This is a genomic window from Segatella copri (assembly GCF_026015625.1).
GTDB lineage: Bacteria > Bacteroidota > Bacteroidia > Bacteroidales > Bacteroidaceae > Prevotella > Prevotella copri_H.
Genome location: NZ_JAPDVG010000001.1, coordinates 2,063,906 through 2,078,069 on the forward strand (window position 1 = coordinate 2,063,906; position 14,164 = coordinate 2,078,069).

Genomic DNA, 14,164 nt, shown 5'->3' on the forward strand with positions numbered 1-14,164 from the left:
CTACTTAGCGATCATGATCGTTACACGGTTCTTTGCGTTTTCAGCAAAAGGCTGCACACGTGCACCCTTAGATTCTTCTGTAATGCGCTCAGAAGGTATATTATATTTCTTTGTCAGCATCCAAACCACAGCTGCAGTTCGCTTGGCAGCGATGCGGTCGTTGATGACGTCATTGCCTGTACCCTTGTCCGCATAGCCGGTTACTACAACCTTTGCCTCTGGGTTCTTTCCAAGGTAGTCAACCACCTCACGGATCTTAGTATCCTCAGCAGGAGCAATCTTGCAAGAATTGATGGTGAAGAAGATGTCACGGCGAATCTCCTCTATCTTCTTCTCTACAGGAGCTGGCTTAGGCTCTGGCTTAGGAGCTACATATTCCTGCTTAGGAGCTGGTGCCGGAGCAGGTTCCTCTACCGGCTTAGCCTTCTTGGTATAGCTCTTGCCCAGGTTGATGCGTACACCTGCCAGTGCATTGAAGTACCAGTCAGGGTTATCTGCCTTCTTAGAGTTGTACTTGTCTGAAATCATGTTGGCATTGCCTTCGAGCATGATGCTCACAGCCTTGCTTACCTTGAATTCCAGGTCGATACCAGCTCTGCCGTAAGGGCGAACCTTCTTTCCCTGCCAGAGATATTCCAGCAGATAGTTGCTCTGATTCTTGATGTTGGCAGCCAGGTCGTTTACCTCCTGGTTAGCTCCTGCCCAGTTGATACCACCACCTACGAAGACAGTAGCGTTGAACACGCGGTTCGGGTTCCAGCCACAGAAGAGGTTAGAGAGGTTGAACATAAAGTCCACACCCGGAGCTACATATTTCCATTTGTAGCTGGCGGTATACGGAGTACCGTCCTTGGTAGCCTTGTATCCGTTCCATCCGCCCTTACTCCAGATACCGTTTATCTGACCACGGAGTCCGAAAACAGGAGAGAACTGGTAGCCGATGGCACCCTGGAAGTTAGGAGAAAGCAAGTCTGAGAAGCTTGCCTCACCTAAAGTATATTGCCCACCAGCCTGAACATCCAGGAACCAGTGACGCTTAAACTGATATTCGTTTCCGTCCTTGTCTGTGTAGGATGCTTGCGCCATAGCGGCTGTAGAGCCGATGGCTAACATGGCCGTTGCCATGAACAGTTTAATTGATTTCATAACTTTCTACATTAAATTTTATTTCTTTACGAATTTCTTTCCATTCACAATGTAGATACCAGAACGGTTCATCTGCTTTACCTTACGTCCCTGGACATCATAGATTACATTGTTCTTCTCAGTAGAATTCACAACATGTTCGATACCAGTAGCCTTATCATTGTCTACTTCGATTGTAATCGTCATTCTTGGGTTTGTATGACAGTCACTGGCTTGGGTTGTGGTCTTGTCCTCAAGGAACTTTCCAAAGTTTGTATCTCCGAAGGTTCCCTGCAAAATTACGATAGCGTAAAGATCTGCTTTCAATTCACCTTCTCTTAGCGGTGTATCAAAGACTAACAGCAATGTCGGCGTTGTCGGATCTTCCGGATCTACATAGCTTTCAAAGTGTCCTGTACGAATCGTCTTGTTGTTGTCGTAAACTGCAAGTCTCACTTCTCTATCAGGATTAGCAACCAAGCCATCATAGTATCCAATGTTTTTAATCATGAATCCATTCAATGCAACATCCTTGACAAAACCTGATATATCAGGCAACATCTGGTATATTGAATAATCTGATTTAAGATTTGGATTTTCAGGAGAGCCGCCCTTTCCTATCGTAAAGCTTTCCTTGATAGCTTGAGTCTTTACTTCCTTATTATTCTTTTCATAATGGAAGGTTCCTTCTGGGATTACCAGCTGATAGCTAGCCTTTGCCAGGTCAGTCAACGCAACAGTAAACTGATTGTCTTTTCCTGTTACCGGAGTAAAGGTAACGTCTTTCACACGCTCCCCCTTCTCATTAGCAATATAGGCATCAGCATCACTCATTACTGTAACATGAGTCAACTCATGATTCCTAAGACATCACCAAATTTTTGAGAGCTTTTTTGTGTTAAAATAAGCAAAATAGCCCCCAGAAAGCATATAGTCATACCTACCCCTGTAGCAGAAGAAGACATTTTTTGACTTTTCTGTTACAAAAAAAAAACGATACGGAACTCTTTCTTTTAATAGCTTTTTGCTCGATTCCTAATTAGTTATCCGTATCTGTCCTCACAAGACTATAAGAGACAATGGTACATTGTCATAGTTCACTTGCTTTGGACTTTTCAATATGTAAGTTCTTTCTGTCGTCAGAGGTGTTCAACACTTCCCATTTTCTCTTTTGCTTGCCTATGGCAAACATTCTGCAAATGAGCTTAAACTTGACGGCATTCAATGCCTTACGCTTAGTATCAGAATCTTTTCTGCCTCCTAACTTTCGATTATAAAACATTTGCATTTCCACATCGTACTCAACAGCTCTCAATGCCGCCATAGACAGGTCAGCTTTCACTTGACCGTTACAGTGTGCGGAAGGTCGGGCACGCCATTTCACACTGGTACCAGAAGTGTGACTGCATGGAGCTACGCCAACATATCTCGCATATTGCCGAGCTGTGTCAAAAGCGGTAAAGTTTCGTGTGATGGCAATTATGTTTGTTGCATTGACAAAACCAATTCCTGGTATCGTCAACAGATTCTGAAAAGTGTCAAAGACATCTTCCTCCTTGGACATTAATTCACACTCTTCCTGATCTATCTTCTCAATGTCATGATTGAGTTTTTTAATGTAGCTCTCATACATGGCAGAATCCTCTTTCGTTTCAAACATCTGCATTCGGTTCATAAAGTTTGTCCGTTGCTCCACAAGGAACTTACGCTCATTGACAAGTTGCTTCAATTGTTGCATAGCCTTGCTTGGCAACTTGTATGGCTTGGCACATTCCGTGCCATCATAACGATAGAGGAAGTCAGCTATCTTTGCAGAGTCATTCTTGTCTCGCTTATCTATTGTCCCCATAGGATGATGTTTTACTATACGTGTACTAAGCATACAGAAAGAGTAATTCTTGGACGTGAGGAATTTTTCCAAGTCCAAGGAGTAGCAACCTGTAAATTCCATGCCAAACAGGGCTTGGGAAAGTACCACACGGCTCTTTTTGAGCCATGAGCACATATCGCCAAATCCCTTGCGAGTGTTGTTGAACACCTCATGAGGGAACATTTTGATGTTGGTATCCTCACGAAATATAGATACATCTATGACATTTTTAGAGATGTCAATGCCTACAAATGATTTATTTTTCATATCTTTGCACCGCTTTACGAAAGGAACTCTCTATGTCAGGATAAGCCAAATCTTTTAAAAGCTGGGACGGACAGCTAATTCCCTAAAAGGCACTGAGTCTGACATTTCGGGCAGAGGAGACTATATCAAGGGAAAGGGCTTTGCCTAAGATTAAAAAGTTCACTACCTCTGTCTGGAGTTCCTTCCTTTTGAGGATTCCTCGCAAAGGTAGTGCCAAAAGCAACCAAGAGACTCTATCATGGTATAGTGATGGTCTTAAAACACTGTTAGTTCACTCCTGGTTGCTTGTTTTTCCCATTTCGATAATTGTCCGTCTCCACATACGGAGTACCTCGTTTTATAACGGCAAACATACGGAGTATCATCTTAAACTTGATTGCATTAAACACTATTCCACTGCATTTCTCCTTTCTCTTGCGTTCCCAGTAATCTCTGATGTTCGGAATGTGCTGCATGCAAACCAAACAGGCAATGGACAAATCTGCCTTTGCCTGTTTAAAACCTTTCTTAGAGACTGACGAGCCTTTTCTCACAGATGTACCAGATTCTTTCTTGAAAGGAGCGACACCAATATAGCAAGCGTATTTACGTGGGTTATCTATTGCCATGAAGTTTTCGGTCAAGACAATGGTTTCAAGTGCGACAACACGCCCAATACCAGGTATTGATGTCAGCAGGGAAAAGTTCTTGCTGATGTCCGCATCTTCTTTTATGTACATGTCAATTTCATTGTCTATGCCTTTAAGTGCATCATTGAGCGTTTTAAGTTGCCCATTCTTACGTTCCACAGACAAATCTGTGTCATACGCACATATATCATGAAGCTGCTGCTTGTAAAGGACTGACTGCTTGACTGTCTGCTTGCGTTCCGCCAAAAGCCTCTTCAACTTAAAATATACAGGAGGAGGAAGTTTTGATGGGTTGCGAAGAATCTTTCTGTGGTTCTGCTCACAGTAAATGGCTATGCGGAAAGAATCAAGCTCGTCAGTCTTGATGCGGTCGAGCGAACGCAGTCCATCATCCAAGTCTGGCTCAAAGCGATGCATCTTGCGAGGTTCCACCATCCTATAAATATAATGTTTCTCTTCCAACCACAGTCTAAAGTTTTGGGTGTAAAGTCCTGTATATTCCATACAGAACAAGACTATATCAAACCCCTTGCTTACCTTTGCCACCCATGAACCAATTTTCTTGAAACCTGCATTGTTGTTGCTCACCTTTATATGGGCTTTCTTCCAATCAATGCTTTCTCCGTCATAATAAGCAAGGTCGAGAGTCTGCTTTGAGACATCCACGCCTATGTAAAGTTCTTTATCCATAATTTTGACATTTAATAGTTAAATGGAATCAAGAAAGTTGGCTGGATTATATAAGGACTATGACATGAGAAAGGGCATACCTTGAAAGAAAGATAGTTCACCTTAACACCCATTAACCAAATATCCTAACTTGATTCCTGGGTGCAAAGGTAAAAGATTCCTGGGTGCAAAGGTAAAAGAAAGAAAGAGTCAGGAGATCGGCATTGCTTCCTACTATTGCAGGTGTCAACTTGTAAGCTGTCTCTACGGTCTTGATAGCAGCAGCCGGTTTTTCAACCTCAACGAATTCGAAGGCACTGGTCAGACTGCTTTGCCAATATGGAGCAGCAACATCTGCTTCTGTCTGATACTTCTTGTCTGCATGATTGCACAAAGCATAAGCAACGCTAGAACTTCCCGTTACAGATGGATAAGATCCCTTGAATGAGAAAGTACCCAATGCTTTGTCTGCATCAAAGACATCCCCCGATTCGAGTTGTACAGCAGAACCATCCAGTTTGGCAATTGTAAGTTTGCTTACTTCTGCACCTGCATCAGCTGTCACTCCATTGACATTCAGCATATTGTCATCAGCATCACCCAAGGTGAAGACTCCACTATGGTCTAACGCCTCAAACGCAGAAGCTTCATCAATATTGTCTACCAATTGAACCTGGTTGTTACTTACGGCAAGATACTTTCGTTCATTCTTCTTATTTACACTGGCTATCTTATACCACTTCTTGTTCTCTGGAAGAAGAACATCAGTTTCATTATAATAAGCATCAATAGCAGCCTTGAATTCTGCATCTGTTGATGCCTCATTCCCGACAACTTCGTTCAAAGCGACATAAGCGGCACTGGTAACCTTAGGATAGCCCACCGAATTATTCTGCAACAATTTCAGAGCTTTCAAATATGCGGCAGAACCGACAACAACATATTCTACATCAAAAGCCTTATTGTAGCGTTCCCATTCGGCATCGCCCTTCTTGTCGTTGCAAACTACATTAGCAGGCACAATAAGTTTATAAGTACCCATCTTTGAGATAGCACCTGCAGCGCCCTGTATTTCAAAATTAACTTTCGTATCAGATGCCTTGACAGCCTTTGCTGTCAGATAGTCGTTACCATCTTTCAGTAATTTCACGCTGGCAGCCTCATCTACATATCCAACCTTCTCTCCGAAGTCTACGGCAATAGTAAGAGGTAAAGTTTCAATGGTTCCCGCTGCAGGAGTAATCGAAACAGGACTCAAAGGAGCCTTGATGACAAAAGAGAATTTCATTTCCTTGTTCTCAAAGCCTTCCTTATCAACAAAACTCTTTGCAGGAACCGTAAGTATATATGTACCATTCTTTGCTATCTGGCTAGCAGCAGATAAGGTTACCACATTGTCTTTTACAGTAGCCGAAAGCGTTTGGCTGCTCGTTCCATCAGAGAGTGTGATTTTGGATGCATCTTTAACCAGCATGTTGCGGTCGAATGTAAGATGCATGTTTTCAAAGTACTCTAAAACACTGCTATTCTCCAAATCACCTGTAGCTGTCAGAATGGTAGACGGCATGGTATAGAGTACCGTAATCTTTTTTAATTGAGCATTCGAAAAACTGTTTTTGTATATTAAGTCATGGATATCCTGCTTTTTATCATTAATCCATGTCTTGTATCCATCTTCCTGACTTCCTAATTCATCGTCTGTCACTCGAAGATCACCTACAGTACTACCTTCGGAGAAAGATACTCTGTCAAGACGTCCGATAACAGGTGCATGCACTTTCATCAAAGCCTGCTGACTGACTTTGAGATAATAGGAGATATCATGAGTATAGATGTTAGTAAAGTTAACGATGGCTGTACCCAATCCCTGATTACCCCACTCAAAATCAATAGTAATGTCGCCATTAGAGAAAACATTATCAGTAACGGGAACTTCATTACTATTACCTTCAGGTGGAGTTATGGAAGGAGTAAGGCTGAGTGGCTGACTGAAATCAAATACAGCAGTGCGCTGTATCTGAGCCCAACCGGGTGCAGACACACAAGCCAGTAATATGACAAACAATGATTTCTTCATAATAGGTAAGTTTAAATGTTTTATTAGCGCATGTTCATATCTATTTCGTCAGTAGCCGTCTTTACACACAGTTTCCAAGTGCCGTCTACTTTCACAGGATTGAACATATAAGCTGTCTTTGCCGGTTCAGCGGTTCCAGCCTGTTTTGCCGTTGCAAAGGTAACATCATATTTCACATCATTGCAGCCTTGCAACTGGAATGAGTAATATACGCGTGTATAATCCAATACAGGGAACATCTTAAACTTGTTAAGATATCTTTGTCTTGTTTCTTCTGTGAGAGGTTTCACTTCTTGCGTAGAATCGGTATATTCATGCAAATTGGCAAGCACTGCGTTATAATCCTTTGCCTTGAGTTGCGCCATGGCATCATCACAAAGTTTCAACATAGCAGCCGTATCTTCTTCAGTCAATTCGCTTCTGAATTCATCAACCTGCTGTTCGCGACTTTTCTTTTTCTCACCGCATGAGCATAATGAGAAGACCAATATAGCCAAGAGAGAATATAATATAGTTTTTTTCATACCCGTCACATTTTTAAATAAAAAGAGGGTGCGCCGCTCTTTTAGGCACACCCTCTAATTAGAGCTTAATTATTAATTTTCTTTTCAATAAATGTCTTAATCACCAATTGTACACTTGATAGTGAACTCAACCTTAGTAGTAAACTCACCCCACTCGTAAGCGATAGTGATAGGAACTCTTACCTTGAAGGTTTCTACGTTAACACCATTGTTGTAGTACCAGATAGTACCGAACTTAGCCTTATTAGCCTCCATGAAGGTTGCCAAATCAGCATTCTTACTTTCAGAGTTGTAAGGTGTCAAATCGAAGGTGTAAGTTTCTAGACCCTTTTTCTTATATGCTGTAGCAATACCGTTTGGATTACCGCATCTGAGTTCAACGTCTTCACTAATCTGATCCATTGTAGGACCGCCGCCAAGAGTTGTCTCAACGTTAGCAGGTGTAGTATCGATCGTAATAGACTTCACATTGTAGTAACCCCAGAACCAGAGGTGGTCACCCCACATATTACTCTGGTTAGCTACACAACCTGCCTCAGAAACAGTAGCAGTATTCCAACCACGCCAGTCGTACAACTTGAAGAGATCAAGAGCGTAGATAACGTTACCATTGGTGTTAGCATCGATACGTGGCTCTGTAGCAACATCAATCAAGTTGATTGGACGCTCCCAAGATGTCAGGAAGATACCATCCTTAACAAACTCAGCTACACCACAAGTATTCTTAGTTACAACACCTACCCAAGAGCGGAGCTCCTTCTGGATATTAGCATTCGCAGGCTCATAACCAATCGCATTCAAGACAGCCTTTGTTGTTTCATTCTTTATCAATGTAATCTCACTAGTAGCAGGATCCAATGTTGCAATTTTAACATAAGAAGTACCCTTTACTGCATAGAGATCTTCATTCATGAATGCACCATCTGCGTAGTCAATAGCACAACCCTCAAGAGTTTCCTGCAACTTAGCCTTGCTGAATACGTGAGAGTCGCCAGTGATATACTTGCAGAACAACTTGTTCCACTTGGTATCAGCAGCACTGCTCTGTGGAGTGATTGTATAACCACCAACTACAACAGGCTCAGGAACGAAGTAATACTTGTGAGGACCTACTAACTTAGCAACTTTACCCTTCAAAGTAGAAGTAACCTTGCGGCTAATACCTAAGATATCGCCACCATCTGTAGGCTCCTTAACATCGAAGATAACAGCTTCCTTGCCATTTGCAGAACCATCAAGTCCCTTCCAGTACTCAGGAATCAACTCACCGAATGTCTGGTTCTTATTGATACGTGACAAGTTGTAAGTCAACTTAACATAGATGTAAGGATACTTAGCCTTTGCATTACCAATGTAACGTACATAGCGAGTTACAGTAACAGGATTAGCCTGATCATGAGTCAACTTCTCAAGATCTTCAGCAGACAAATGCCACTTAAACGCATGGTTAGTTGTACCCTCTGTATTAGCGAAGTACTCAATATGACCAAGATCATCAGCAGCGTCGTATGTACCACCCTTCTCAGGAGCAGCCTTGAACATCTTCAGATCCTTAGTAGTATTACCAGCAGCATCAGAACCGAAATTACCCTTATCATCAATAGTATACTGCTCATCGAAGTCCTTCTTTGTCATATTCTCAAGACCCTCTGTCAATACAGTTGCAGAGAACTGAGCCCATGTAGTCTTCAAATCATCAATACCATTGCAGAGGTCGAACTTAGCATCCTTTGTCAACAAATCAATTGCCTTATTAGGAGCAACCTCAGGGTTCTGACGTGTAATGTGAATCAAGATGTAACCATCCAAAACCACCTGGTCACCACGCTTAACGAGTACCTGAACCAATGGCTCACGGTCGATAGAAGTAGCAGACTCTGAAGATGGATTACCGCTTGCATCAACATTCCATGCACGGAGAATACCAGCGTCTTTGTTAACCCACTTAGCATAACGGCTATCAATTGTTGCGTTACCGTCTACCTTGTATTCAACGAGGTTGAACTGATATGTCAAGCCCCATTCCTTACCTTCTTCTAATGACATCTCCTTCAGGTTAACACCAAGCTTATTAGGAGTACCAGGAGTAAACTGCTTAACATCCTCTACCAACATGTGGAGTCCGAGGTAGCTTGCAATATCAATACCCTCAGCGCTGTTATAGTAAAGTTCAAGAGCTGCACCATCTGGATCTGCCAAAGCCTCCTGAGGTGAGTCATAAACGTGAACCTTCTTGGTAACATCATCAGCAGTTGTGCCGAAGTACTTATCTACAGGAATACCAGTTTCGTCACCCATACGGGTATTAGGCAAGCCTAATCCAGCATAATGAGGTTTCAATCTCCAGTACAAAGCCTCGAGGTAAGCCTTCTGTGGCTGAATTAAAGCATAATCAGAAGTAACCTTGCCTTCAGCTACTGTACTTGCAGCTGTCTTTGCCTGCAAAGCAATCGTATTAGCTGTCTCATTCTTATCTTTAACAGTTGGGAATGGTTCCAACATTTCAGGATGCTGAATCTTCAAACCTGCTGTTACAATACCATTAGAAGTATTGAAGAGAGCCTTACCTGCATCGTTCAACTCTGGAGAAGTAATATTTCCAAGCACTGAAGCTGTAGCACGAGTATGATAATTCAAGATTGTTGGCTCAAGGAGATTGAAGCCCGCAATATCCTCGTATGCCATATCAGCATTTGATGGATTCATGTGATACTTAACACCCCAAGCAGGACCATAATTGTACAAAGTTGCAGTAGCTGGAGCAATGGCTGACGAATTGTTCAATCTGTCTGGCAAATAGTTATCAAGACCTGTGATTGTCTTATGGGCACCACCAGTAGTAGTCAAGCGGCTAAGACCAGTCAAATTTTCCTTATGCTCTAAGTATTCACCATGCAAGTAGTCATAAGTCAAAGTCTCAATACCATCCAAGTAGAGATTTGGCATGAATACCAAGCCTGTCAAATCACCAGTAAGTGAAATAACGACCTTTTCACCAGAAATACCCTTAACACCTGTGAGGATCAAGTTTTGCTTATCCAAAGTAGCGGTGATAGAGTTTGGAGTTTCTGAAACAAACTGAACGTCACTGCGTCTTACCTTCTTGCCATCCTTGTAGATATCGAAGTAACCAGATTCTGCATCAGGAACATAGTACTCATAAGATGCTGCGGATGCGCTTGTGCCTGCATCACCCTTGTCACCCTTGACGCCTTGATCGCCCTTGTCACCCTTGACGCCTTGATCGCCCTTGTCGCCCTTGACGCCTTTGCTGCCCCTCAAAAAGTAGACACAGAAAGGTGGAAAACTGATGGAAAATGATTACCTTTGCAAGCAGATAGAGTTGTGTGCCCTGTAGAGAGGGCGTAGCCCGAACGTAAGGGCACACAACTTGCCGAAGCACGGTTATCTTATCGTCAAGTATTCACCAGAAAGGAAACTTTTTATGGCAAAGCATTTAAATCCATTGGAAAAGGAGTTCTTGATTCGTAAGTTCAAGGGAAACTCCAAAGTTAAGCTCGGTGATTTCTGCAGGGCAAACAATGTCTCGGAAACTTCTTTTAAGAAGTGGCTGAAGCAATATGAAGAAGCAGGCATAGAGGGGTTGGCTCGTGCTGATGCTGAGATTGGGAACATACTTCCTGAGGGCATTGACAAAACCAAGGAGGGGTATAAGCGAGAAATCCTACGCTTGCGTATTGAGAATGAACGGCTCAAAAAAAAATATCTGGTGAGGCAGAACGAGGATGGGCAAACGGAGTATGTTCGTTTAAAAATGAAGAGTTCAAAATAGTGGACATGCTATCGCACGAGTATCCTGTCAAGGATATCTGCAAGATGATGGGAGTAAGTCGGTCGGGGTATTACAAGTGGCTTAGAAGAGAGCCTTCATCCCGTGAGATCAATCGTGAGTTCATGGTGGGTGTGGTTGAGGACATACACTCGGAACACCCAACACATGGCTACAGGTGGGTGGCGGCGTACATAAGAATCAATTTACAGTTGAGTATCAGCGACAATTTCTCTTATAAATGCTTCCAATATCTTGGTATTCAGTCACAAACGAGACACAAGATACATTACAAACCACGTAAGGTAAAGGATAAGTACCCCAACCTCATTTATTCCACGTGGGACACGGTAGACAGACCTCGACAAGTTATCGTCTCTGACATGACAGTCATCAAATACTCTTGGTTCTTCTTTGAGTTGACCATGTATTTCGATGTCTTTACGAAAGAAATCCTAACGTGGCATGTGGCTGAGAGACGTGGACATAGAGACCAGTACATTGATGGGCTAAATGATGTCATCAACCTGTTGAAGGGCACAGATGAGCCAACTGTTCTTCATACGGACCAAGGTAGCGTGTATGCTTCACTCGCCTATAATGAGCTGATAAAGGACACGTTGATTGTGAGGTCTATGTCCAGGGCAGGAAAGCCTACAGACAACCCTGTGAACGAATCCCTCAACGGATGGATAAAAGAGGAATTGTTCATAGACTTCAAGATTGAGACATGTAATTCAAGAGAGGAGTTCGAGGAGGCCTTGGACGCATACGTGGATTATTACAATGAGAAAAGACCATGTTGTGCTATCGGCTATGATACGCCAAATAATTACAGGAAGAGGTTTTATAAAGGGGAGCTTCCAAGAAAGGACACTTTTGGGAAGCGAGAGGCTAATGCTACACCGAAGTTCGTCACAGAACGGAAGAAAATGGCTGGAAATGAGAAAAATAAAGAATAATGTTCACTTTTATAAAGAAAAACTTGCAAATATGGATGAGATTGTCTACTTTTGCAAATGAAAAGGAACGAAATTTGATAGATATGTGTACTTTTAAAAATATAAATAATTAATAATCATTTTTTGTGTCCACTTTGGGGAACTGCTACACTTGATCGCCCTTCTCGCCTTTCTCGCCCTGAGGACCACGAGCCAAGTTGTCTGTCTTTTTACCATTCTCATACCAGTAACCATCGGCACCGATAGTCCATGCAGTACCAGGAGCGCCATCCTTACCATTTGAAATAGTGACTGATTTTCCATCACTGAGCTTTACAGTAATACCATCACTAGTTTCTGTTACTCCGGTAACAAGACCACCACCCTTAATCAAATTCTGAATGGTCTCAATTGCTTTTGCATTAGAATCAATCTGCTGTTGCAAATTACTAATGTCATCATCGTAGTCCTTACAAGAAGTAAATGTGCTTACCGAGGCAATTGTCAATGCACCCATAAGCAGCGCGCTAAAATACTTTCTTTTCATACGGTAATAATTTATAAAGTTATACGATTTTCCTAGCCTTTCGGCAGGAAGTTATTAATTAATTCTCTATATCGAATTAAGAGTTCCGTTTGATGAAAAGAGTCTGCACTCTTAGAAAAGTTCTTCGTTCTCTTTCAAAGGTCCTCTTAGAAAAGTTATTTTATCGTTCTTATATATCGTGTGGCTTTTTATCGCCACTCAGTTCTTATTGTTTTTGTGATATCTCCAGCCAGGAGATTTTTCATGTTGCAAATATAAGTATATTTTTCGAAACTTGCAAGTTTTTGAGCATTTTTTTTTCAAAAAAGGCTAATTTTCTTATGTTTTTTATAAAATAGCCCCCATTTTGGGCTTCTAACCCGTCCATTTTCCCTGTTTTCCTCCATTTTGCCGATATAAAACCTACACCTTATTATATATAGGGGAGATTGGCGGTCCTACACCTTATTATATATAGGAGCTTCATACAATTCGGAGGTTGGGTGCTAAAGAATAGGAAAGAGATAAAAAACAAAGCGATATTTTTAGAAACTTTTCTCCACTGACAAAACGTGATTCTATGATCAGATTTGGCATTATTAAATATAAATATGTTAAAGAATCCACTTTAGAATGATTTTTCTTGCTAAAAAGTTTGTATTGTCAATGATTATTCGTACTTTTGCAGCAACAGAATCCGCCACGCTTCCCATTAGAACAGCGAACCAGGGCGGGTCTTTTGCTTTTTATGAGTACATTAAGATTATACACTAAGCAGGCTCTTTCTATTTCAGAACAAATAGAACTACTAAAAAGTAGAGGCTTAAATATTGCTGATTCATCCAAGACTGCAAAATTTCTTGGAGAGGTCAGTTATTTTCGTTTTGTTCAATACCTTCGTCCAATGGAGGCAGATAAAACTTCACATCAATTTAAGCTTAATAGTAGATTTGAAGATGCCGTAGCTCTCTACAACTTTGATATGGAGTTGAGAGACTTGATGTTCAAAGCTATCCACCGATTAGAGATAGCTTTGCGCACAAAAATTATACAAGAGTTCTCATTGGAACATGGACCATTTTGGTTCTTTGATACAAGCCTTGCTGATGACGAACATAAGTTTATTGAGAATATGAACTCCATAGACAGAGAGCTTCAACGTAGTAAAGAGGACTTTATCAAGGAGCATAGGCGCAACTATGACAAGCCAATTTTCCCACCAGCATGGAAAACTCTTGAACTGGCATCTTTCGGTACGCTTTCAAAACTCTATTACAATTTCTGTGACAAGAAATTGAAGAAGCGTGTAGCTCGTCAGTTCAATCTTCCTCAGCATGAGGTATTGGAAAGCTGGATGCGTAGCGTAACTGTCTTGAGAAACTGTTGCGCTCACCACTCACGCCTCTGGAACCGTTATCTTTCTACAGCTCCTCAAATGAGCGCTTCTTTACGTGGTGCATGGGTGAACATAGAAGGTGTAGATGCAAACAAAGTATATGCTATAGCCTGTTGTATTGCATATTGGCTTGATTCCATGGGATACGGCTTGGACTTCAAGAACAAGCTCAAATCCTTACTCGCTTCTTATTCACAGGTAGATCCGACAGCTATGGGTTTTCCTGAAAATTGGATTTCCGAGCCCCTATGGAGATAACTTTACAGACTCAAAAACAAGTTAGTCTGTCGGCAGTGAACTTTTCACTATCGACTGCTTTTTAATTAACGGCCCTACACCTTATTATATAT

11 protein-coding genes are annotated in these 14,164 nt (G+C 41.8%); 3 read left to right on the forward strand and 8 right to left on the reverse strand.

Features of this window, described 5'->3' with window-relative positions:
- From ONT19_RS08920 to ONT19_RS08950, 7 genes are all read right to left on the reverse strand, one after another.
- Complete coding sequence (locus ONT19_RS08920; protein ID WP_264952668.1) at window positions 1-1,146, reverse strand: OmpA family protein; 1,146 nt, start codon at window positions 1,144-1,146, stop codon at window positions 1-3.
- Window positions 1,147-1,164: 18 nt separating this feature from the next.
- The gene (locus tag ONT19_RS08925; RefSeq protein ID WP_264952667.1) at window positions 1,165-1,959 is read right to left on the reverse strand and encodes a hypothetical protein; all 795 of its coding nucleotides are present in this window, start codon (window positions 1,957-1,959) and stop codon (window positions 1,165-1,167) included.
- Window positions 1,960-2,215: 256 nt separating this feature from the next.
- Window positions 2,216-3,262 (reverse strand): IS110 family transposase, encoded by a 1,047-nt coding sequence (locus tag ONT19_RS08930; RefSeq protein WP_007896893.1) that lies wholly within the window; start codon window positions 3,260-3,262, stop codon window positions 2,216-2,218.
- Between the two features lie 266 nt (window positions 3,263-3,528).
- The gene (locus ONT19_RS08935) at window positions 3,529-4,581 is read right to left on the reverse strand and encodes a transposase (protein ID WP_203069454.1); all 1,053 of its coding nucleotides are present in this window, start codon (window positions 4,579-4,581) and stop codon (window positions 3,529-3,531) included.
- A 112-nt stretch (window positions 4,582-4,693) separates the two neighbouring features.
- The gene (locus tag ONT19_RS08940) at window positions 4,694-6,637 is read right to left on the reverse strand and encodes an Ig-like domain-containing protein (protein WP_264952666.1); all 1,944 of its coding nucleotides are present in this window, start codon (window positions 6,635-6,637) and stop codon (window positions 4,694-4,696) included.
- Window positions 6,638-6,660: 23 nt separating this feature from the next.
- The gene (locus tag ONT19_RS08945) at window positions 6,661-7,161 is read right to left on the reverse strand and encodes a hypothetical protein (RefSeq protein WP_117695021.1); all 501 of its coding nucleotides are present in this window, start codon (window positions 7,159-7,161) and stop codon (window positions 6,661-6,663) included.
- 96 nt (window positions 7,162-7,257) lie between these two features.
- Complete coding sequence (locus tag ONT19_RS08950; protein WP_264952665.1) at window positions 7,258-10,443, reverse strand: collagen-like protein; 3,186 nt, start codon at window positions 10,441-10,443, stop codon at window positions 7,258-7,260.
- Window positions 10,444-10,606: 163 nt separating this feature from the next.
- On the opposite strand from ONT19_RS08950, the gene ONT19_RS08955 reads away from it, so the two are divergent.
- Both ONT19_RS08955 and ONT19_RS08960 read left to right on the forward strand, forming a co-directional pair.
- Window positions 10,607-10,954, forward strand: a complete 348-nt coding sequence (locus ONT19_RS08955; protein WP_118067409.1) for a helix-turn-helix domain-containing protein — start codon at window positions 10,607-10,609, stop codon at window positions 10,952-10,954.
- Between the two features lie 5 nt (window positions 10,955-10,959).
- A complete protein-coding gene (locus tag ONT19_RS08960) occupies window positions 10,960-11,913 on the forward strand; it encodes an IS3 family transposase (RefSeq protein WP_264952012.1) in 954 nt (317 codons plus the stop codon).
- A gap of 145 nt (window positions 11,914-12,058) precedes the next feature.
- Here ONT19_RS08960 and ONT19_RS08965 read toward each other — a convergent pair whose 3' ends face one another.
- Window positions 12,059-12,439: a DUF4988 domain-containing protein gene (locus ONT19_RS08965; protein WP_264952664.1), complete on the reverse strand. Its 381-nt coding sequence runs from the start codon at window positions 12,437-12,439 to the stop codon at window positions 12,059-12,061.
- 727 nt (window positions 12,440-13,166) lie between these two features.
- Between ONT19_RS08965 and ONT19_RS08970 the strand changes: the two genes are divergently transcribed.
- Window positions 13,167-14,072, forward strand: coding sequence for an Abi family protein (locus tag ONT19_RS08970; RefSeq protein ID WP_264963882.1), 906 nt, complete (start codon window positions 13,167-13,169; stop codon window positions 14,070-14,072).
- Window positions 14,073-14,164 lie beyond the last annotated feature (92 nt).

Coding starts and splice junctions, on each gene's coding strand:
- ONT19_RS08940 (WP_264952666.1), bottom strand. CDS start 6,637: ATGAAGAAATCATTGTTTGTCATATTACTGGCTTGTGTGTCTGCACCC.
- ONT19_RS08970 (WP_264963882.1), top strand. CDS start 13,167: ATGAGTACATTAAGATTATACACTAAGCAGGCTCTTTCTATTTCAGAA.
- ONT19_RS08930 (WP_007896893.1), bottom strand. CDS start 3,262: ATGAAAAATAAATCATTTGTAGGCATTGACATCTCTAAAAATGTCATA.
- ONT19_RS08945 (WP_117695021.1), bottom strand. CDS start 7,161: ATGAAAAAAACTATATTATATTCTCTCTTGGCTATATTGGTCTTCTCA.
- ONT19_RS08935 (WP_203069454.1), bottom strand. CDS start 4,581: ATGGATAAAGAACTTTACATAGGCGTGGATGTCTCAAAGCAGACTCTC.
- ONT19_RS08925 (WP_264952667.1), bottom strand. CDS start 1,959: ATGAGTGATGCTGATGCCTATATTGCTAATGAGAAGGGGGAGCGTGTG.
- ONT19_RS08965 (WP_264952664.1), bottom strand. CDS start 12,439: ATGAAAAGAAAGTATTTTAGCGCGCTGCTTATGGGTGCATTGACAATT.
- ONT19_RS08955 (WP_118067409.1), top strand. CDS start 10,607: ATGGCAAAGCATTTAAATCCATTGGAAAAGGAGTTCTTGATTCGTAAG.
- ONT19_RS08920 (WP_264952668.1), bottom strand. CDS start 1,146: ATGAAATCAATTAAACTGTTCATGGCAACGGCCATGTTAGCCATCGGC.
- ONT19_RS08960 (WP_264952012.1), top strand. CDS start 10,960: ATGCTATCGCACGAGTATCCTGTCAAGGATATCTGCAAGATGATGGGA.